Annotated in this window: 24 protein-coding genes and 1 pseudogene; 16 read left to right on the plus strand and 9 right to left on the minus strand. The window is 70.3% G+C overall.

What is annotated here, in order from left to right; genetic code table 11:
- Positions 1-91: 91 nt before the first annotated feature.
- Positions 92-697 carry a hypothetical protein gene (locus HUT12_RS23660; RefSeq protein ID WP_176094806.1) on the minus strand — a complete coding sequence of 202 codons (606 nt, stop codon included), beginning with the start codon at positions 695-697 and terminating at the stop codon, positions 92-94.
- Between the two features lie 28 nt (positions 698-725).
- Positions 726-998 (minus strand): helix-turn-helix domain-containing protein, encoded by a 273-nt coding sequence (locus tag HUT12_RS23665; protein WP_176094807.1) that lies wholly within the window; start codon positions 996-998, stop codon positions 726-728.
- Positions 999-1,084: 86 nt separating this feature from the next.
- On the opposite strand from HUT12_RS23665, the gene HUT12_RS23670 reads away from it, so the two are divergent.
- From HUT12_RS23670 to HUT12_RS23725, 12 genes are all read left to right on the plus strand, one after another.
- On the plus strand, positions 1,085-1,288 hold the full coding sequence (locus HUT12_RS23670; RefSeq protein WP_176094808.1) for a hypothetical protein: 204 nt from the start codon (positions 1,085-1,087) through the stop codon (positions 1,286-1,288).
- Entirely contained in the window at positions 1,288-1,560 is a 273-nt protein-coding gene (locus tag HUT12_RS23675; protein ID WP_176094809.1) for a hypothetical protein, read from the plus strand. Before HUT12_RS23670 ends, HUT12_RS23675 begins: the two co-directional genes overlap by 1 nt.
- 167 nt (positions 1,561-1,727) lie before the next feature.
- Entirely contained in the window at positions 1,728-1,973 is a 246-nt protein-coding gene (locus HUT12_RS23680) for a hypothetical protein (RefSeq protein ID WP_176094810.1), read from the plus strand.
- 2 nt (positions 1,974-1,975) lie between these two features.
- Positions 1,976-2,212, plus strand: a complete 237-nt coding sequence (locus HUT12_RS23685; RefSeq protein ID WP_176094811.1) for a hypothetical protein — start codon at positions 1,976-1,978, stop codon at positions 2,210-2,212.
- Between the two features lie 2 nt (positions 2,213-2,214).
- Positions 2,215-2,733, plus strand: a complete 519-nt coding sequence (locus HUT12_RS23690; RefSeq protein WP_176094812.1) for a hypothetical protein — start codon at positions 2,215-2,217, stop codon at positions 2,731-2,733.
- Positions 2,734-2,735: 2 nt separating this feature from the next.
- Entirely contained in the window at positions 2,736-3,005 is a 270-nt protein-coding gene (locus HUT12_RS23695; RefSeq protein ID WP_176094813.1) for a hypothetical protein, read from the plus strand.
- A complete protein-coding gene (locus HUT12_RS23700) occupies positions 3,002-3,412 on the plus strand; it encodes a hypothetical protein (RefSeq protein ID WP_176094814.1) in 411 nt (136 codons plus the stop codon). The genes HUT12_RS23695 and HUT12_RS23700 overlap by 4 nt, the downstream gene beginning before the upstream one ends.
- Before the next feature lie 176 nt (positions 3,413-3,588).
- Positions 3,589-3,984, plus strand: coding sequence for a hypothetical protein (locus HUT12_RS23705; RefSeq protein WP_176094815.1), 396 nt, complete (start codon positions 3,589-3,591; stop codon positions 3,982-3,984).
- 25 nt (positions 3,985-4,009) lie between these two features.
- A complete protein-coding gene (locus HUT12_RS23710) occupies positions 4,010-4,150 on the plus strand; it encodes a hypothetical protein (protein ID WP_176094816.1) in 141 nt (46 codons plus the stop codon).
- A 523-nt stretch (positions 4,151-4,673) separates the two neighbouring features.
- Entirely contained in the window at positions 4,674-5,102 is a 429-nt protein-coding gene (locus HUT12_RS23715) for a winged helix-turn-helix domain-containing protein (protein WP_176094817.1), read from the plus strand.
- Between the two features lie 335 nt (positions 5,103-5,437).
- Entirely contained in the window at positions 5,438-6,247 is an 810-nt protein-coding gene (locus tag HUT12_RS23720) for a hypothetical protein (RefSeq protein ID WP_176094818.1), read from the plus strand.
- 56 nt (positions 6,248-6,303) lie between these two features.
- Positions 6,304-6,843 carry a hypothetical protein gene (locus tag HUT12_RS23725; RefSeq protein ID WP_176094819.1) on the plus strand — a complete coding sequence of 180 codons (540 nt, stop codon included), beginning with the start codon at positions 6,304-6,306 and terminating at the stop codon, positions 6,841-6,843.
- Here HUT12_RS23725 and HUT12_RS23730 read toward each other — a convergent pair.
- The gene (locus tag HUT12_RS23730; protein WP_176094820.1) at positions 6,840-8,348 is read right to left on the minus strand and encodes a recombinase family protein; all 1,509 of its coding nucleotides are present in this window, start codon (positions 8,346-8,348) and stop codon (positions 6,840-6,842) included. The genes HUT12_RS23725 and HUT12_RS23730 overlap by 4 nt on opposite strands.
- Before the next feature lie 33 nt (positions 8,349-8,381).
- Between HUT12_RS23730 and HUT12_RS23735 the strand changes: the two are divergent.
- Positions 8,382-8,570 (plus strand): annotated as a pseudogene (locus HUT12_RS23735) (MBL fold metallo-hydrolase); the annotation flags it as partial.
- Between the two features lie 127 nt (positions 8,571-8,697).
- On the opposite strand, the gene HUT12_RS23740 reads toward HUT12_RS23735, so the two are convergent.
- On the minus strand, positions 8,698-9,306 hold the full coding sequence (locus tag HUT12_RS23740; RefSeq protein ID WP_131057880.1) for a DedA family protein: 609 nt from the start codon (positions 9,304-9,306) through the stop codon (positions 8,698-8,700).
- Between the two features lie 236 nt (positions 9,307-9,542).
- Here HUT12_RS23740 and HUT12_RS23745 point away from each other — a divergent pair, with 236 nt between their 5' ends.
- The gene (locus HUT12_RS23745; RefSeq protein ID WP_111219891.1) at positions 9,543-9,746 is read left to right on the plus strand and encodes a cold-shock protein; all 204 of its coding nucleotides are present in this window, start codon (positions 9,543-9,545) and stop codon (positions 9,744-9,746) included.
- Positions 9,747-9,810: 64 nt separating this feature from the next.
- On the opposite strand, the gene HUT12_RS23750 is transcribed toward HUT12_RS23745, so the two are convergent.
- From HUT12_RS23750 to HUT12_RS23760, 3 genes are all read right to left on the minus strand, one after another.
- On the minus strand, positions 9,811-10,707 hold the full coding sequence (locus HUT12_RS23750) for a hypothetical protein (RefSeq protein ID WP_176094821.1): 897 nt from the start codon (positions 10,705-10,707) through the stop codon (positions 9,811-9,813).
- Between the two features lie 163 nt (positions 10,708-10,870).
- Positions 10,871-12,559, minus strand: a complete 1,689-nt coding sequence (locus HUT12_RS23755; RefSeq protein WP_176094822.1) for a CocE/NonD family hydrolase — start codon at positions 12,557-12,559, stop codon at positions 10,871-10,873.
- A 4-nt stretch (positions 12,560-12,563) separates the two neighbouring features.
- Positions 12,564-13,079 (minus strand): MarR family winged helix-turn-helix transcriptional regulator, encoded by a 516-nt coding sequence (locus tag HUT12_RS23760; RefSeq protein WP_131054684.1) that lies wholly within the window; start codon positions 13,077-13,079, stop codon positions 12,564-12,566.
- 188 nt (positions 13,080-13,267) lie between these two features.
- Here HUT12_RS23760 and HUT12_RS23765 point away from each other — a divergent pair, with 188 nt between their 5' ends.
- A complete protein-coding gene (locus HUT12_RS23765; protein WP_176094823.1) occupies positions 13,268-15,397 on the plus strand; it encodes an efflux RND transporter permease subunit in 2,130 nt (709 codons plus the stop codon).
- Here HUT12_RS23765 and HUT12_RS23770 read toward each other — a convergent pair.
- Positions 15,343-16,233: a lytic transglycosylase domain-containing protein gene (locus tag HUT12_RS23770; protein WP_176094824.1), complete on the minus strand. Its 891-nt coding sequence runs from the start codon at positions 16,231-16,233 to the stop codon at positions 15,343-15,345. The two genes, HUT12_RS23765 and HUT12_RS23770, sit on opposite strands and share 55 nt — an antisense overlap.
- 102 nt (positions 16,234-16,335) lie before the next feature.
- Positions 16,336-17,706, minus strand: coding sequence for a DedA family protein (locus HUT12_RS23775; RefSeq protein WP_176094825.1), 1,371 nt, complete (start codon positions 17,704-17,706; stop codon positions 16,336-16,338).
- Positions 17,707-17,832: 126 nt separating this feature from the next.
- Between HUT12_RS23775 and typA the strand changes: the two genes are divergently transcribed.
- Complete coding sequence (gene typA / locus HUT12_RS23780; RefSeq protein WP_131055881.1) at positions 17,833-19,701, plus strand: translational GTPase TypA; 1,869 nt, start codon at positions 17,833-17,835, stop codon at positions 19,699-19,701.
- The last annotated feature ends 8 nt before the right edge of the window (positions 19,702-19,709 follow it).

Genomic DNA, 19,709 nt, shown 5'->3' on the forward strand with positions numbered 1-19,709 from the left:
TGTGCAGACCAGCCGGGTTGATCGTTATTGGCCTATTGGTCGGCGCGGCTGTCAGGTAGGCGACTACGCGATGCTGGTCTGCGGCCGGCAGCTAGGCCATCAACTTGCCGCCCACAGCCGTCGGGACCTCCAACAGCTCGACCCACGGCATGGATCCTGCCCGGCTGATCGCGACCCGCAGCCGTAGCGGTGTGCCGTCGTAGGTGCGTCGCCATTCCGGATCGCCGCCGCCGTACCATTCCGGGGCGGTGGTGCGGTCGAGGCTGAACAGCCACCGGTCCGTGACCGCCTTGCCGCCCTGCTCAGCGACCCGCCCATCCTCGCGCGCACCGTCCACACCGTGCCGGAACCGGAACGGCCCCCACACCTGCGCGTTCTGCTTTTCGACAGTCACATTGCTGCCGGTGCGGGGCGGGGGCCGTTCCTTGTCGTCGCGGATCCGCACCTGTATCCGGTCGTACCGTTCCACCTCACGAGGCCCCGTCAGCTTGATCGACAGGATGCCGATTTCGTGCCCGTTGGGATGCTCGATGGTCACGTCCAGGGTGGGCCGCATTTCGCGATGCCGCCGCCGGGTTTCGCTGGCCGACTGGTCGCGGCGGACGGCTTTCGCGGTGCGCCATGCGAGCCAGGCGATGACGGCTGTTGCGGCGGTGACGGGTGCGAGTGCGACGGTGGTCCAGTCTGCGGGGGTCACGGGGTGAAGGTAGGTGGCGGCGGTCGGGTCAGGTAGGCGACTCGCCGTCACGTTTCTTGGGCCGCCGCCCGCGCTTCTTGGGCTCCGTCTGCACCGCACGCATGACCTCGTAGACCGTCGCAGCCGACACGCCCAGGTCGGCGGCTATCTCTTCGACGGTCCGACCTGCGTCGTACTCGGTGACGATGCGTTGGGCGCGTGCGCGCTTCCATGTGCCCATCTGCTCGCGGTGGTACTCGATCTGGGCGCGGGCGTGGCGGTCTGCCTCGGGTAGCGACATGTTCCCAAGATCCTCCGGCACTCGTGTAGGGTACCCCCTAGAATACTTAGGGAGTACGCCCTAGAATAGAGGCGTCACGAGATGCCGAGAAGGCGGGGAGTCCAGCAATGGCGATCTACTGCGGAGCATGCAAGGGCTGGCACATCGACGGCCAGCAGGTCGAGAAGTGCCACGGACTCCCTGCCCGAAGCCCGATTGCCGGTGTCGCCCTCGACGGCCACACCCGCTGGACCACCAAGGAAGCCGCCGAAACTGCCCATGCTGCGCTGGTCGCCCACTGGGACGCTCTCGCTGACGCTGAGGCCGCCTGATGCTCACCGCCGAAGACCTCGATCAGGTGGCCCAGGCTGCCCGGTTCATCAGCGTGGATGCCGCGCGCATGCACCTACGCCGCGTCATCGAACGCATCGATCAGCAGTGCGCTCGGATTACCAAGTCCATGGACGCGGGCAGGTCGATCGATGACTACACGCAGATCGTCCAACAGATCAACAACCTCACCGGCGAGGCGTTGACGGTAGCTGCGCAACTAGACGTGTTTGCGTCCATCGCTCGCACCGTCGATGAGTCCCGCCGGACCTGACTGTCTTGATTGCCTAACTCTCAGGAGACATCAACCGTGAGAATCGAGCGCTGCTACTGGTACCCCGCCGGGAAGCCGAAGCCGATTGGCTGGCGGTGGCGGTGGAGTCGCGAAGGACGCTGGCACTACTGGCTGCTGGACCGGCGACGGAAGTGACTACCCCCGCGATGCCTCGCCAGCCTTTCGCACATCAGGACGCCTGCGGCGCGGCCGGCACCCGCTACGCCGTGTTCGTCAACAGCGTGTTCATCGAGTACGTCGACACCAAGACGGACCCGTACGGCTACGCGGCCATGGACCGCATCTTGGCTGCTCACGCTCCTGCCCGGCCGTCGATCGAAACGCTGATGGTGTGCGTCGAGCATCCGACGACGGCGGCCGTTGACTGCCTCATCTGCGACCCGGAGGACTGACGATGACCAACCCCACCGCCCCCGCCGCAGAGGAACTGACGTGGGAAGACGTGTGCGCTGCGATCGGACGCGAAGTGTGGAAGCTCGCCCCGCAAGACCACCAAGACTCCGGCCACCGCGACATCAAGTTCCTAACCAACTGGCAGGACATCATGCAGGCCGTCCAGAACGGCATCGAAGCGGCTGCGGCCCTCCCGGATGAGGACGAGCAGCAGTCCGACAGCGACCCGGAGGACTGACGATGACTAATCCGCTGCCGCCGATCTTGCTGCTGGATGTGGACGGCGTCATCAACGCATCCCGCCCCGGCTGGGGTGGCGCACCCCGCACCGGCTACGCCTACGCGCAGGGCAGCGAGTGGAAGATGCGGTGGGCTCCCGCCCTCGTCACCCGCATCCGTGACCTCCACAAGGCTGGCACCGTCGAGGTGCGCTGGTGCACCACCTGGTGCGCGTACGCCGACCAGTTGGAGCGGCTGTGGGCGCTGCCGCCGCTCGGGCGGGCGTTCGCCGAAGACATTAACGGCCACGCCGCCGCCGTGGCGAAACTGGCCGCAGCCCGGCAGGTGCTCGCCGAAAGCCGCCGCCTCAACTGGACCGACGACACGGAGGTGCCGCTGTCCGGCGAGGTGCACGACGAACTGGTGGCCGCTGGCGCGCTGCTGATCCGGCCGAAGGGCTCGACGGGGTTGCAGCCCGAACACCTGGACGCCATCGAAGAGTTCGCCGCGCGAACTGACCCATCGAAGACGGAGGACTGACCATGCTCACCGACCAGCAGCTCACCGAAACCGCCCTGCGGCTCATCGACGCCGAACTCCACCACCTCGCCACCTACGACCGCACCGAGCAGATCGACCGGCTTGTGCGCGAGCACCACGACGTTCCGATCGAGTCGGGTGGGGAGGTCCGTGCTGCACACCAGCAGGTCCGGGACGCGGTGGCGTTCCTGCGTGTCGATCTCGTCCAGTATGCAGCGGCACGCAACATCACCATACCTATCCCCCAGCGGACGGACGGAGACACCGCATGACCGACCAGCAAACCTTTACAACGGTCCCCGAGCCCGGCGACCGTTCCCGCGTCGTCGTCGACAACGGCCCGACCGCGTCCACACGGCTGCTCCTGTTCTGGCGGGATGACGACGCCGCCAAGAGTTGGGGCGGCCGGCCCGGTGAGCACTGGTTCGACGACGACAACTCCGACCCAATGGGGTGGGATCAGGTGTGCCGCAACCCGGAGCAGGTGTTCGCCGTTTCCGACCGGCCGCTGTTCATGCCGTGCGACGCCGCACTGGTGCCGCTGAACGACGACCCGATCGTGCCGTGCGTCGCCGGACCTGCCGGGCATGAGGGCCTGCACCGCAGCGAGCGTGGCGTCCAGTGGGCTGACCCAGATGAGGGCGAGTCGCAGTGGGAGCACGCCCGCGCGTCGGCCTGACCTGCGTACCGCCGTCCCGGACCTTGCACCACCGGGGCGAGCGGTAGCCGACCAGACCCCCGCAAAGGAGACGCCATGCCTGGCCTTCCCGACTGGGCGATCACCGCCGCCATCCTCGCTGCCCTGTTCGTGGTTGCGCTGGTGGTGCACTCCGGCAGCCGCCCGAGGCGACGCCGATGACCGCCCACGACCTCTCCTGGTCCATCCACCTGCCCTGCGGACGGTGCGGGAGCACAAGCGAGGTGGGCGAGTGCGTTCCCGCCGCCCCCGAAGAAGCCGCCATGCCTGACACGCCGCACGAGGAGACGCCGATGCCCCTCGGCGCATGCACGATCGTCACCGAATTTCTGGGCATCAACCTCGGCGCTTGCGGCAACGACGCCACCCACACGTCTACGGGCCGCTGCGAGAACGGACACACCCGCACCCGCCACATCTGCACGCTCCACGCCAACGGATTCCGGAGCACCCCGGCGGCAATCGTGTGCGAGTGGTGTGCCGGGGAGGGCCACGACACACAGATGGTGGTGCAGATCGCCGAGCAGCCCGGCCACTCCGCCGACCCGTCCTGACCCGCACCGACCGAAGGAGAGCACCATGCCCGTCGAGATCGCGAAGTGGCGCACCGTCTGCGCCATCTGCCACCACCCCTACGGCGACGAGTACATCGACGAAGAGGCCGCACAGGAGCATGACGAGGAAGCCGACGGCTGCTGCAACGAGTGCGTCCCCGCCTGACCCGCTCTGGCCCGGGGTGTGACCGTGCACCCCGGGCCCCGACCCGAAGGGCTGACTGATGAGCGTTCAAATCACGATCGACTGCGACGAGTGTGGACGCGTGATCGATGGCGGGAAGACGGCCAAGCGGGTCCGTGCTGCGATCCGAGAGTCTGGCGGCCGGGTGAACCTACCCGGCGGCAAGGACATCTGCCCGTGGTGCGTCGCTGACGCCAAAAGCCCGCCATCGCGAAACATGTCAACCCGGTGACCGACCTGCTTGCCGCCGACCGCGCCGCCTAATGCCACCAGAAGTGCCGTGCTCGGCCAGACAAGCCGTGACGCCAGGATCACGGACAGCGATCGACCGGCGTAACATTGACCCCGTGCCCCACCAATCCCCCCAGGTGGGTCACAACCACAGCGGCCCGCACCCACCCCGTCGGTGCGGGCCGCACCACGCACACAGCACATCGACGGTCGCCAACTTGTCGTGACATGGTGGTCGCCAACACCCCCAACACCCTGCCGTTGACTACCGGATGTGGTCCGCCCGCAGCCGCCGATCAGCTCACACGAGCTAGCCGACCTGCTGCGCACCCAAATCCTGAACGGCCAGCTCAAACCCGGCAGCGCCTTCCCCGCAGACCGGTACCTGCAAGAAACCCACTCCGTGTCCCGCACCCTCGTGCGGGCAGCCGTCGCCACCCTCCGCAGCGAGGGCCTCGTTGTCACACGGCAGGGGCAGGCTACCCGGGTGCGGCGCGTCTACGACAAGCAGCCCATCGACCTCACCGATGTGACGCGGGTTGAGAGTCGGATGCCGACCGCCCCGGACCGTGACCGCATGACCGTGCACGTCGACTACGGCATCCCCGTGTGGGTGGTGTGGCGGTCAGGGCGCGAGCAGCCGGATCTTCTGCCGGCTGACCGGTGGTTTCTGCCCGGTCCTGCGGCCGACGCGGCACGTTAACGAACGATCACCTGCGGCGGCTACGGCCTTGCGGGAACTTTTCATGTTCTGCTTGTCGTGACAAGTAGAAGTTGCTCGCTGCGTCGATCGCGTGCACGGTCGGATACTCAACCCGGCAGATTGATCTACTCAAGCCGGTCGATTCGCTGCGCCCAAAACGTGGCATGACCCCCAAACAGGGGTCAACCGAACAGGCCACCTGGGAGCGCTAGCAGGCCAGCAGTCAGGAGACCCACACCGGATACAGCCACCGGCAACAATCCGCCAAGGTAAAGCAATCTCAGAACGTGAACAGCAGGTAACGCATCCGTGTCGATCCATGGGGGGACCGATCAATGCGCCTCACGCGACTGCTCCTGTACGCCGCCGCCGGATTCGCCGGCACCGCCATAGCCCTCAGCGCCAGCCAAGAACCCGCCCGAGCCGACGACACCAACCCGCCGGGCACCATTAGCTCCATCCTCGACACCGTCACTGGCAGCCCGCCCGCCGACAAGCCCACCCCCGTCCGCGACACCGTCAAGGCCATCGCGGACGCCGTGGACAAGACGGTCGGCGACGCAGCCGAGACCGTCAAAGACGTCACCGACACCGTGGACAAGGTGGTCGAGCCACTGCCCGTTGTGGGCGACGTGGCCGACAAGGTCACCGACGGCACCCTGAACACGGTCACCGACCCGACCGCCACCCAGCCGGAACCCGCACCTGACGGGACCGACCCCGACAAGGTGGAGACACCCGCCGCAGACACCAGCACCACCCCGCCGCCCACGAGCACCATGCCGAGCGGTCCCAACACGGCGCCCGAGCTGGCCGAACAACCCCCACGTGCAGCCATCTCGGGCGTCCCCACCCTCACCGTCACCGCCGCCCAGCCGACCCCGCAACCCGGCATGCGCGCCGAACGGCCCACAGCAGTTCGCCTACCGCGCACTGGCGCCATCACCAGCGACCAGCCTGCACCGGCAGACGGGCCCGACCTCGGCGACTGCACCCGCACCCCGGCAGCAACCGGCAGCGTGCAGCTTCTCGACGGGCTGGGCGCCGACACCAGCACCACCAGCCGGGACCACAACCCGACCCCGTGCGGCACCGACCGCAGACAAGGGGGCAGAACGCCGCCACCACAACCCCCGTCAGGCTGACCGGCCCCGAGCACCACGAACGCCGGCCAACCACCAGCCTCACGGGAGAACCCCTAATGGACCTTGCAGCCAAGCAGCAGCTTCACATCGAAAACCTGCTCCACGAACGCGCCATCGCCACACCACCACGCGGCATGGCCGCCGCTGCCACAATCGCCGCGATCCTCACCACCTTCGACATGGCAGCCTTCACCATCCACGCCTTCACCAGCCGACACCGACCAGGCATGGGAGTGGCCCTCGGCGTGCACGCCATGACATTCGGCGTGCTTGTTCTCGTGACCGTGGCCCTCATCGTCGGCTACCTGCGGGTACGCGGCGACCTCGCCCGCACTACAGCACAAGACCAGATCGACGCCTACCGCCACGACCTGATCGTCAAAGCCATCCGGGATGCGGTCGCCGCACAACCCGACATCATCACCCAGGCCGTTAAGCAGATCATGGCCGACCGTGACCGCGCCGACCGGCAACGCTTCTGGGCAGGCCAGGCCGAGACTGAGCGCACCGCGTGGGGTATCCACCCTGACCGGGATGACGGCAACGACGGATCAGTAATCCCGTTACCGCAGCGGCCAGGCAGACGCACCAGCTAGTTCGCACCATCCGGGGACCGGGGAATGATTCGCACCGACTGCGGGTCGAAACCCGGTCCCTTCTTCGCCCGGTCGATGATCACCCGCACCCCGAACGCCTCCATGATTGCCCGCTTCTGGTTGACCGTGTACCCGGCCCACCGCTGCGCCGCCTGCTCACCCACCGACGCCACCACCAGCGTCAGATGCGGAGACGGCTGATGCTGCCGGGCTTCCGTCTCCGCCGCCTCAATTTGCGGGCGCAGCCGGCCGTTGATGATGCGCACCTGCTCGGCGGTCATCTCACCCTCCGCGAACGCCGCCGCCGCCGACGCCATGCGTGCCCGCAACGCCTCCGCCCGCGACAGCAACTCCACCTGCCGCGACTGCGACCCCTCCAACAAGCCGAGGACGTCGGGGCGGGACAGCAACGCCACCATCACCGCATCGACCCGGGCGTCCACGTTCGCCTCATTGCGCCCGACGCAGCCGGACTTCTCACACAGGTACAGAATCTGCTTCCGTCCCCACTTTTGGCTGCCCTTCCATGCCGTCCGCAGGTGCGCCCCGCACACACCGCACTCGCCGACCCCCCACGTCAACAAATGCGACCGCGCCGCCGGTTTGAGCTGCCCACGCGCCGGATCCGACAGCAGCGCCACCACCCGCTCATGATCGTCCGGGTTGACGATCTTCGGCCATCGGGCGGGCAGCATCTCCTCATCCGGGCGGCCCCGGTGGAAGATTCGCAGCCCGATGTTCGCCGGCCGGATCGCCATCTTCTTCACGCTCGTGTTGCTCCACAACTGCCCGTCCGGGGTTTGGCCCTTCGCGCGCCCCTTCCGAACCCATCCGGCGCGCGGTGCTGGCACACCCCGCCTGTTCAGGTCGTCGGTGACCCCTTTGAGGGTGTCGCCGGCCAGCAGCCGGGCCACGATCTCCCGCACCACATCGGCCTGCGCCGGGTCTTCTTCATCGCGGGAACCGATCACCCTGCCCCGGTCGTCGTGCTCGTACACGCGCCGCCACCCGTACAGGGCGTACGCGTTGGCGCGGCCTTCCTCGGCACGTTCGCGGGCCGCCGACTGGATGCGTTCCGCTTTCGTCTCCGACTCGCCCGTGTCCTGGGCGCCCAGCATCTCCGCCAGCATCCGACCCTGCGCGGTCCGCAAGTCCAGCTCGACACCGTTGACGGGTTTGACGATGAGGTTGAGGCGGCGGCCCAACTCGATGCCGTGGGCCCGTTCGACCCGGTTGCGCCACACCCGGGATGTGTGGACGGCCACGATGCGGCGCTGCACCCCGTCCGGGTTGGGGGCGGCGAGCGCCGCCAGCAGCCGCTCGAAGTCGGGCCGTGGGGCGGCTTCGGTGGCGGAGATGTCGTTGTCGGAGTATTCGCCGGCCACCATTCCGCCGGTCTTCTCCGAGTATTCGCGGGCTTCCCGAAGCTGCCGGGTGACCCCTTTTTCGAGCCCTAGTTCGTCTTGGCTGATGCGCGCGTACAGGTAGTCCTCGAATGCCGCCACGCCCGCGAGAGTAGTGCACTCTGAGTGCCCCCGCTATTCCCGGGTGGCATCGGCAACACCGACCAGGATCCCGAGCGCTTCGCGGCGCTCATCGACGACGTGGAGCACAAGCTGTTCGGCCGGCTGCCGGACGAGACCTGGTTCTATCCGGGCCACGGCCGGGACTCGACGCTCGGCGCGGAACGCCCGCACCTGGCCGAGTGGCGCGCCCGGGGCTGGTGAGGCCGGGGCAGGTCGCGCCGCCGGGCGCGGATCACGGCGATGCCCCTCGTGGGTGCGCCGGGCCCGCGCCTGGCGCACCCCGCACGGATCCGACAACGCGTGGCGCTCCGGGCCGGTGTCCGCACGGTCAGGGTGTGACCTCACGCAGCCGGCGCCGCACGCCGAGCAGCACCAGGGCGGCCAGCACCAGGCCGCCGGCCATCGTGATCAGCATCGGGCTGGCGCCACCGGGCAGCAGCCCGGCCAGCGACCGCGACGCGGTGCCCACCGCCAGGTAGAGCCCGGCCCACGCGCCCGCACCGAGCGAGGCGAAGCCGAGGAAGCGCGGGTAGGACATGTTCAGGCCGCCTGCCGCGAGCGGCAGCAGCGCGTTGAACACCGGCAGGAACGGGGCGACCAGCACCAGCCGGCCGCCGTTGCGGCGCAGGATGCCCTCCGCGGTGGCCCAGCGGGTCTCCCCGACCCAACCGCCGACGCGGCTGCGGCGCAGGACCGCGCCCCACCGCCGGCCCACGAGGAAGGTCAGGGACCATCCGGCCAGGCACCCGACGACCACGGCGACGAAGGTCGCCAGCCCGGTACGGGGAGTGCCGACCGCCACAGCGGCCAGGATCGCCACGTCACCGGGGACGAGGACGCCGAACAGCGGGACCGCGTCGAAGACCATGACCACCCCGAGCACCGCCATCAACAGGGCGACGGGAAGTTCTCCGACCTGGGCCAACTGGTTTGCCATGCCTCGTACGCTATTGCCTGACCGCCGGTGTGGACATCGGGATTCTCCCCACACTGCGCGCGGTGTGCTCCGGGTCATCCCTGATCCGTCTCCGCACCGCCCGGATCGTTCCGCCGCCACTCCCTGAGGCGCTTCGCCCGGCAAATCCGCTATTCACCGGTTACTGTCGGGAAGGTATCGGGCGGCCACCGGCGTGGAGCCGGCGGTCGCCCGCCTGGAACAGGGAGAGAGAACGCATGGCAACCGGCACCGTGAAGTGGTTCAACTCGGAAAAGGGCTTCGGCTTCATCGAACAGGATGGTGGGGGCCCGGACGTCTTCGTCCACTACTCGGCCATCGCGAGCAGTGGCTACCGGGAGCTGACCGAGGGCCAGAAGGTCGAGTTCGACGTGACCCAGGGACAGAAGGGGCCGCAGGCGGACAACGTCCGACCGATGTGACCCGTGCCGGGGTGGCGGCGGCCGGCAGGACCGGCCGCCGCCACCCGTCCACCTGTGCCTAGCCTCAGGCGGCGAGCCGCCGGCCGAGTTCCTGCACGACCTGCTCGGCCACGGTCGGCGGGATCGCCGCCGCGATCTCCTCGGGGGTGAGGCCGGCCAGCACACCGGTGATGATCGCCTGCTCGTCGGTGAAGTCGCGGTTGGCCAGCGACTCCACCGCGGACTGCAACGCGGTCAACTGCGCGCCGAGGCTGCGCAGTGTCGGGTGCCCGACCTGGAACTTCGGGTCGGTGTGGTCCTCGCCCGTGGTGGTGCGGGTATAGGTCTGCCCGATCGGGTTGCGACCGTCCAGGACGGTGAGGTTGCGGTGCACGGTCCTGAGCCAGTTGTGCTCCTCGGGGGTCATGTCCATCTCCTCCTGCTCGGGCGTGATGAGTCCGATGGTGGTCAGGTAACGGCGGAACAGCGGCGTCTGGTCACGTCCCGCCTTGATCGAGTCGCGGAAGAAACTGAAGTGGGTGTGCCACAGGTGGGAACGGTCGCCGGTGCTGCGCCGCCCCAGTCGGTCCCACCGCCGCACCACCTTGCCGTCGGGTGAGTAGATGATCTCGCGGATGTCCCGGCTGTCCGCCGTGTTGGCGACGCACTGGGCCACACACCAGGTCGAGAACGTGAACAGGTCGTGGTTACGACCGCCGCTGCCGACCCGGAACATACCCACGTCCAGCGCGGCCGCGTCCAGCGTCAGACCGTTGCGGTCCCGGGGCGACTCGACCACCGAGTAGTCGTTCGCGACGACCCGGTCCGATCCGGTGTGGTATCCCCCGCGGTGGTTGGCATCACCGACGATGCCGACCTCGTTGGGTTCCAGGTCCTCGTCGCGTACCCGGTTCGGGTCGCGGTTGAGGTGCTTGAGCAGCAAACTGCGGACGGCCATCAGGTTCGCCGGTGCCCGCGTCATGGTTCCCCCCTCTGCTGATCCGTCGGGGGCCGGGCACGGCAGTGACACCGCGTGCGCGGTAGGAAGGCTGTACAAGCGCTCCCGGCCAGTGGTTGCACAGCGCCGGGCGTACCCCCACCATAGCCGCACTTCTCGACGAATGCCCAGCTCAGAGCCGGTTTATTCAGCTTGGAGAAGCCTGTGAGGCAGAGTGGACGACCGGAAGGACCACTGCGGACGGATACTCCGGGTCGTGAATGATCTCCCGACGTCCACCACGGAGAGTCACGGCAGCGCCGAGGGGTTCGCCGGTTCCCGGGTTGCGCGAGTAGCGGGGATGGGCCCCGCCGGAGACCTGCACCCGCACCCGGTGCCCGGGGGCGAACCGGTGGGCGGTCGGCCACATCTCCACCGGCACCGCGACGGCACCGGTGGCGTCGGAGCGGAAGCGTCGCGGGTCGACGCGGACCAGGCCGTCGCAGACGTTCCAGGACCGGCCACGCCGGTCCACGTCGCACAGTCGCACGAAGACGTCCAGGTGGGCCAGCTCGCTGCGCAGGTGGATCTCCGCCCGCACCGGGCCGATCACCTCGACCGCGTGCTCCAGCGGGTCGGTGGTCCAGGTCAACACGTCGGGACGGGCCTCGACCGGACGGTTGTCGAACGGCCCGGCGCGCTGGGCCACCAGCAGCGGGCCGCCCAGCGAGGGGGTCGGGTCAACCGGGTCGTACCAGAAGGCGTCCGGCGGCGAGGGCACCGGCGGCGAGGTACGCAGCGCGGAGCCCGGGTGCAGGTGCCACCGGGTGGGTCGGGCCGGTGGCGGCCAGTCGGGCAGGTCACGCCACCCGCCCCCGGTGCCGCCCAGGTGCACCCGCACGGGCGCGCCGGCACCGGTGTCCCGGTCGACCCCGGCCGGCGCCGCGGCGCGGTCGTTCAGGTGTGCGTCGAGCCAGTCGAGTCCCTCGCGCAGCGCGGCGACGAACAGGCCGGGGCTGCCGTGGGTCCACGGCCCCACCACCAGCCTCGGCCGCGCCCCGGTGGCGCGCAGGGCCGCGTAGTCACGCAACTGGGCGGGCAGGAAGATGTCGTGCCACCCGCTGACCATCGCCACCGGCGCCCGCACCCGGTCGAGCCGGTCGTCGAAGATCCGGGTACGCCAGTAGTCGGCCTGCGGCGTGTGGTGCTCCAACCACTCCTGGAAGAACGGCACGGTGACCCCGGTGGCGATCCGGTCCGCCTCGACCAGGGGCAGGTGCGCCAGGGCGGCGGCCAGGCGGGGCTGGCCGCGTTTGAGCTCCCACTGCCGGGCCAGCCACGGCACGGTCTGCGCCTGGAGCAGTTCCACCCAGGTCAGCACCGTGTCCAGGGCGAAGGACTCGCCCGCGTACGTGGAGTCGCGGGTCGACGAGGCGGTGGCCACGGCGACCATCGCGCGCAGCTCGGTGCCCGCGTCGGCGGCCAGCGCCCACTGCACGAAACCCTGGTAGCTCGCGCCGAACATGCCGAACGCCCCACCCCACCAGGGCTGCCGACGCAGCCAGTCGAGGGTGTCCAACCCGTCGTCGCGCTCGTGCACGAACGGGTCGAAGGAGCCGCCGGAGCCGAAGGTGCCCCGGCAGGACTGGATGACCACGTGGAAGCCGCGCTCGGCGGCGAGCCGGCAGAGCAGCCGCATCGGCCCGCCCCGCCCGTACGGGGTGCGGATCAGCACGGTGGGCGCGTCCACCCGGTCCGGGCGGTAGTGGTCGGTGCGCAGGATCACCCCGTCGCGGACCCGGACTGGAATGTCCCGGGTGACAGCGACCCGACGGGTACGGGCCGGCGGCAGTCGCAACGCGGCGCCGGCGAGCGCCGACGTCAGTCGATCCCACATCGGGTCACTCCGTCCGGCGTCGGGGCGGCTCGGGTCGGGCGCCCCGGACGGTGTCCCGGTGTTCCCGCAGCGAGGCACCCATGGCGGAGATGAAGCGGTACACCACCTCCAGCTCGTCGTCGCGGAAGCCGCTCATCACCCGGTCGGTGCGCTCGCCCAGCGGCCGGAAGAAGTCCATCGCGAGCGCCGCACCACGGTCGGCGTAGCGGAGCAGGATCTTGCGCCGGTCGGTGGGATCCCGGTCCCGCCGGATGTGCCCGGCGCGTTCCAGCCGGTCGATCAGGGCGGTGACCGACCCGGAGGAGATGGCGAGGCGCTCGCCGAGCCGTCCCGGGGTGATCGGCGCCTCGGCCAGCTCGGCGTCCATGACCGCGATCAACGCCTGCAGGTCGGTGACGTTCAGACCGTGCTGCCCGGCGAAGGCGTGCCCCACGTGCTGGGCGTCCACGCCGTAGCGGCGCAGCTCGGCGGTGATCTCGGCGATCAGCAGCTCCCGGCGGGTATCCCGCCGCCGGTACATCCCCTGAGCCGCCACGTCGCGCCGCTTCCCCTCCCGAACGCCCGCGTCGGAGCATACCCAGCCGGCCGTCCACCACCGTTGTCGAGATTCTCACGCCGCCAGTAGTTGCCACATCTATCTTGATGGACGAAACTCTCGACTGTCTAGATATCTGTCTGTCGAGAGACCTGTTTCGAGGGGCCCTACGGATGTCCGTATTAACCCGTGTCGCGCGCAGCCGCCGCGCAGCCTGGCTCACCGTCCTGCTGACGGTCGTCTTCGGCGCGATCGTCTTCGCCCTGCCCACTCCCGACAACCCGGCACCGGTCTCCGCCACCGGGCTGTCCGAGAGCTGGGAGTCGACGCAGGTCGAGCTGCTCCAGGACGAACTGCCCCAAAGTGACGTCGCCGCCGCCGTGGTGGTGGTCAGCCGCGACGACGGCGCCGCACTGACCGACGCCGACCAGGCCGCGATCACCACCGGCTCCACCGGGCTCAGCGAGTTCGCCGTCGGCGGCCAGGTCGTCCCGCCCCAGGTGTCCCCCGACGGCACCGTCGCCCTGGTCGTCGTGCCGATGTCCACCGCCGGCGGCCAGGACGCCGTCAGCGCACAGGTGGCCGAACTGCGCGAGTCGCTCACCGCGCTGCCCGGGGACCTGACCGTCGAGGTCACCGGCGGGCCCGCCTTCACCGCCGACCTCACCAAGGTCTTCGAGGGCGCCGACCTCACCCTGCTCGCCTTCACCGCCGCCGTCGTCGCGGTCCTGCTGCTGGTCACCTACCGCAGCCCGCTGCTCTGGCTGATCCCGCTGACCATCGTGGCAGCCACCGAGCAGATCACCCTGCGCGCCCTGGACACCATCATCCCGGCGGTCGGCATCAACTTCGCCGGTGGTGCCGTGACCGGCATCGCCAGCGTCCTCGTCTTCGGTGCCGCCACCAACTACGCCCTGCTGCTCATCGCCCGCTACCGCGAGGAACTACGCCGCGAGCAGGACCGCTTCGTCGCGATGCGCAAGGCCCTGCGCCGCACCGCCGAACCGATCCTGGCCAGCGGCGGCACCGTCATGCTCGGCGTACTCACGCTGCTGCTCAGCGAACGGGAACTCAACCGCGCCCTCGCCGTGGCCTGCGCCACCGGCATCCTGCTCGCGATGGCCTCGGCCCTGCTGGTGCTGCCCGCCGCCCTGGTGCTCGGCGGACGCCGCCTGTTCTGGCCGCTGGTGCCCGAGGTCGGCAGCCAGGGCCGCGAAGGCCGGATCTGGGGCCGCCTCGGCGCCGCCGTGATCCGCCGCCCGGTGCCCGTCGCGGCGCTGGCCACCCTGCTGCTGGCCGCGCTCGCCCTCGGCGGGCTGGGCCTGCGCACCGGCCTCTCCGAGACCGAGCAGTTCCGGATCGAGCCGGAGGCGGTGGCCGGCGCGCAGACCCTCGGCCGCGCCTTCCCCGCCGGCACCACCCAACCCGTCGCGGTGATGACCAACCCCGCCACCGTGCCGGCCGTCACCGAGGCCGCCACCGCCGTCGACGGGGTCGCCTCCGCCCGCCCCGGCCCGGCCGGAGACACCGTCGCCCAGATCGACGTCGTCCTCGACGCCGAACCCGGCACCGCCGCCGCGAACCGCACCCTGGTCGCGCTCCGCGACGCTGTCTCCGCCGTACCCGACTCGGCACCCCCGACCCCGGCCGGCGTCGACGAGATCTCCGGCGCCCTGGTCGGCGGCAGCCTCGCCGGAGACTACGACTCCGCCGCCGCCGACGACCGGGACCTCCGGGTGATCCTGCCGCTGATCCTGCTGCTGGTCGCCGCAGTGCTCGTGCTGCTGCTACGCGGCATCATCGCCCCGGTGCTGCTGGTGGTCACCGTCGTCGCGTCGTACTTCGCCAGCCTCGGCGGTGCCTGGCTGCTCTTCGACCACGTCCTGGGCTTCCCCGCACTGGACACCACAGTGCCGCTGCTGGCCTTCGTCTTCCTCGTCGCGCTCGGCGTGGACTACAACATCTTCCTGGTCACCCGGGCCCGGGAGGACGCCCGCGCCACCGGCACCCGCGAGGGCATGCTCTCCGCGCTCCGCGCCACCGGCGGCGTCATCACCAGCGCCGGCATCCTGCTCGCCGCGGTCTTCGCGCTGCTCGGCGTGCTACCGCTGATCACCCTGACCCAGATCGGCATCATCGTCTGCCTGGGCGTCCTGCTGGACACCCTGCTCGTCCGCACGGTCGTCGTGCCGGCGCTGGCGTTCCTGCTCGGCGAGAGGTTCTGGTGGCCCGGCCGGATCACCCGCGATCAGAACCCCAGGCAGACACACTCCGACATCAGCGCCCGCACGTTGCGCACGTAACCCGGATTGGGGATGGCCAACGGCTGCCCCGGTCGGGCCACCGCCCCGTGACCGAAGTTGTACGCGGCGATCACCGCGTTGAGCAGACAGGAGTCCAGGACACCCGAGGTGCACAGGCCCGCGTCCAGCCGGTAGTCGGCGTCGAAGTACATGTCACCGATGTACTTGGTGAGCCACGCCAGATAGGTGCCGCCGAGATAGGCGTTGTCCCGGTAGTCCCACACGTCGTAGCTCTGCCCGAACCGCTGGTTCATCCAGGTCGCGGTATCCGGCATCACCTGCATCAGGCCGATGCCCTCGTCGCAGGCGACGATGTTGGACTGCCACCCGCTCTCCTGCCAGGCGGTCGCCTTGATCAGGTCCAGCGGAACGCGGATGTCCGGCGCGGAGGTCGGCCAGTAGGTCCGGCCTGCCGCGTCGGTCAGCGCCGCCTTGGCCTGCGCCCGGCTGGCCTGCTCGCCCTTGTAGGTGGGCTGGCAGCCACTGGGCGCGGGCTTCGGCGGCTTCGGCGGCACGTTGGTCTCCGTCGGCGGCTTCGGCACCGCCCTCGGCGCCGGGGCGCTGCGTCGCGGCGTCGGCTTCACGCTCGCCGTCGGCGACGGCGCGGCAGCCGACCGGGGCGCGGCACCCATCGACTGGACCGCCTTCGGCGTGGGACTGGCCTCGTCCGGCCCGACCGACTCGGTGGCCTGCGTCGGCTCCGTCGCCTCCTGCGGCAACGCGACCGGCGCGGGCACCTCCGTCGCCGGAGCGTCCACACTGGCGCAACCACCCCCGGTCGCCAGCAACAGCCCGGCGAGCAGCGCGACGCCCAGTCTGGTGACGCTCCGTCCCATGTCGACCCCCTTCGGCAGTGACGAGCCCGCCGCACACTAACAGCCCCAGGTCGTGTTTCGTGGCCCGCACATCCACGCCGCCCAGGTCAAGCCCCCTGTCGGCTACACCGTCGGCCCGAAACCCGACTCACGCACCGACCCGGCCGTCACCGCCCGGTCCCGCGTGGCCCACGCGACCATGAACACCGCCGGCCACGCCGCACCCAGCAACACCGCGCCCACCGTCCCGCTGGCCGTGCTCATCCCCAGATAGAGCCGCGCCCCGCCGATCGCGACGACCCCGACCGCCGCGACCGTCCAGGCCGCCACCGCCAACGGCCACCGCGCCCCCCGCGACAGCAACCAGGCCAGCGTGCACAGGCTGGCCGTGACCACCACGTTCTGCGTGGAGAACAGCACCGTCCGTCCGCCGGCGGCCAGGTCGGCCACCACCGCCAACACCACCAGCGGCACGAACGCACCGACCGTGCCCACCACACTGAGCAGGTCCGCCCGCCACGGCCGGTGCCGCCACGCCTGCACCAGCGCCACCACCGCGACCACCACGATCAGCGACGACCCGCGCAACACCGACACCGCCGCCTGCGTCGCCTCCACCGCGTCCGGCGTACGCCGCGCCGCGAACCACCCCGCGATCGCCCCGTCCACCAGTGACAGACCGCTGTGCCGGACCACCGTCCGCAACGCCCAGGCGATGACCAGACCGACCGCGAACAGCAGCACCACCCCGGCCGCCAGATTCGCCAGCAACGCCCAGGCCGGACCGAGCCGCAGACTGAGCAGGAAGAACAGCAGCCCGTACCGGGCCGACAGCCACCGCAGCGGCGGCAGTCGCGCGGCCCGCGTCACCAGCGCCCGGACCGGGTCCGGGTTACGCCCCAGCCACCGCCCGACCATCACCACCGCGAGCAGCGCCGCGATCAGCACCAGCACCGCGCCGGTGGCCTGCCCGAGCAGCCGGGACACCGTCGCATACGACTCACCCGCCAGGTGCCCCACCAGCACCGACCCACCCACCCAGGTCGCCACCCCGGCCAGGTTCCACGGCGCGAACCGGCGGTACGGCATGCCCGCCGCGCCCGCCAGCCGGGGCACCAGCGTCCGGGCGAACGCCACCCAGCGGGCGGTCAGCACGCCCCGGCCCCCCATCCGCCCGAGCATCGCGTCGGCCCGGGCCCACCGCTGCGGCCCCACCCGCGCACCCCACCGGCTCGCCCGCAACCGGGGTCCGTAGCGCCGCCCGGCCCGGAACGCCACCGCGTCGCCCGTCGCCGCCGCGACGACCATCACCGCCAGCGCCGGACCGAGCCGCAACGTCCCGGTGTACGTGAGGAAGCCCACCAACAGCAGAGTGGCCTCACCGGGCGCCACCAACCCGACGAGCAGAGCCGTCTCGGCCGCCACCACCAGGGCCGCCACCACGTAGATCAGACCCGGTGGCAGGCTCTGCACCGAGTTCAGCAGATCGTGCACGGCGCCCCCGGATCACCTCGGCAGGACTGCCCTGCAAGTGTGACAGTGCTCTCCGTCACCGCGCGGCCCCACCCTCCGGTGACCCCGACGCCACGCGGCTACCGCCGAGGCGGGAGGATGGAGCTCATGCAGCTGCGCACCGACCTTCGCAACGTCGCCATCATCGCTCACGTCGACCACGGCAAGACCACCCTGGTCGATGCCATGTTGCGGCAGGCCGGCGCCTACGGCGCCCGGGGCGAGGTGACCGAGCGGGTGATGGACTCGATGGACCTCGAACGCGAGAAGGGCATCACCATCCTCGCCAAGAACACCGGCGTGCGCTACCTGCCGGCGGACGGCTCCGACCCGGTCACCATCAACATCATCGACACCCCCGGCCACGCCGACTTCGGCGGTGAGGTCGAGCGCGGCCTGACCATGGTCGACGGCGTGGTGCTCCTGGTCGACGCCAGCGAGGGCCCGCTGCCGCAGACCCGGTTCGTGCTCCGCAAGGCCCTCAAGGCCCGGATGCCGATCATCCTCGTGATCAACAAGGTGGACCGTCCCGACGCCCGGATCAAGGAGGTCGTCGACGACAGCTACGAGCTCTTCCTCGACCTCGACGCCGACGAGGAGCAGATCGACTTCCCGATCGTCTACGCCTGCGCCCGCGACGGCATCGCCTCGCTGACCCAGCCCGCCGACGGCTCCGTACCCCAGGACAGCCAGAGCCTGGAGCCGCTGTTCCGCACCCTGCTGGACACCATCCCGCCGCCCGCGTACGACGAGCAGGCCCCGCTCCAGGCGCACGTGACCAACCTCGACGCCTCCCCGTTCCTCGGCCGCCTCGCGCTGTGCCGGGTCCGGCAGGGCACCATCGCCAAGGGCCAGACCGTGGCCTGGTGCCGCACCGACGGCAGCACCCAGCGGGTCCGCATCTCCGAGCTGCTGATGACCGAGGGCCTGGAGCGCAAGCCCGCCGACTCGGCCGGCCCGGGCGACATCATCGCCGTCGCCGGCATCCCCGAGATCATGATCGGCGAGACGCTCGCCGACGCGGAGAACCCGCAGCCGCTGCCGCTGATCACCGTCGACGAGCCGGCCATCTCGATGACCATCGGCACCAACACCTCGCCGCTGGTCGGCCGGGTCAAGGGCGCCAAGGTCACCGCCCGGATGGTCAAGGACCGGCTGGACAAGGAACTGATCGGCAACGTGTCGCTGCGGGTGCTGCCCACCGAGCGCCCGGACGCCTGGGAGGTGCAGGGCCGAGGCGAGCTGGCGCTGGCGATCCTGGTCGAGCAGATGCGCCGCGAGTCCTTCGAGCTGACCGTCGGCAAGCCGCAGGTGGTCACCCGCGAGATCGACGGCCGCACCTGCGAGCCGGTGGAGCGGCTCACCATCGACTCGCCCGACGACTACCTCGGCGCGATCACCCAGCTGCTGGCCACCCGCAAGGGCCGGATGGAGCAGCTGGTCAACCACGGCACCGGCTGGATCCGGATGGAGTGGCTGGTCCCGGCGCGCGGCCTGATCGGCTTCCGCACCGAGTTCCTCACCGAGACCCGTGGCACCGGCATCCTGCACCACGTCTTCGAGTCGTACGAGCCGTGGTTCGGCGAGCTGCGGACCCGCAACAACGGCTCGCTGGTCGCCGACCGGGCCGGCGCCGTCACCGCCTTCGCGATGACCAACCTCCAGGAACGCGGCCAACTCTTCGTCGAGCCCACCACCGAGGTGTACGAGGGCATGATCGTCGGGGAGAACTCCCGCTCCGACGACATGGACGTCAACATCACCAAGGAGAAGAAGCTCACCAACATGCGCTCCTCCACCGCCGACGAGACCGAGAAGCTGATCCCGCCGCGCAAGCTGTCGCTGGAGCAGGCCCTCGAGTTCTGCCGCGAGGACGAGTGCGTCGAGGTCACCCCCGCCGCCGTACGCATCCGCAAGGTCGTGCTCGACCAGACCCAGCGGGCGCGCACCGCCGCCCGCCGCAAGCACGCCGGCTGACCCCTTTC

This window comes from Verrucosispora sp. NA02020, from assembly GCF_013364215.1.
Taxonomy (GTDB): Bacteria; Actinomycetota; Actinomycetes; order Mycobacteriales; family Micromonosporaceae; genus Micromonospora.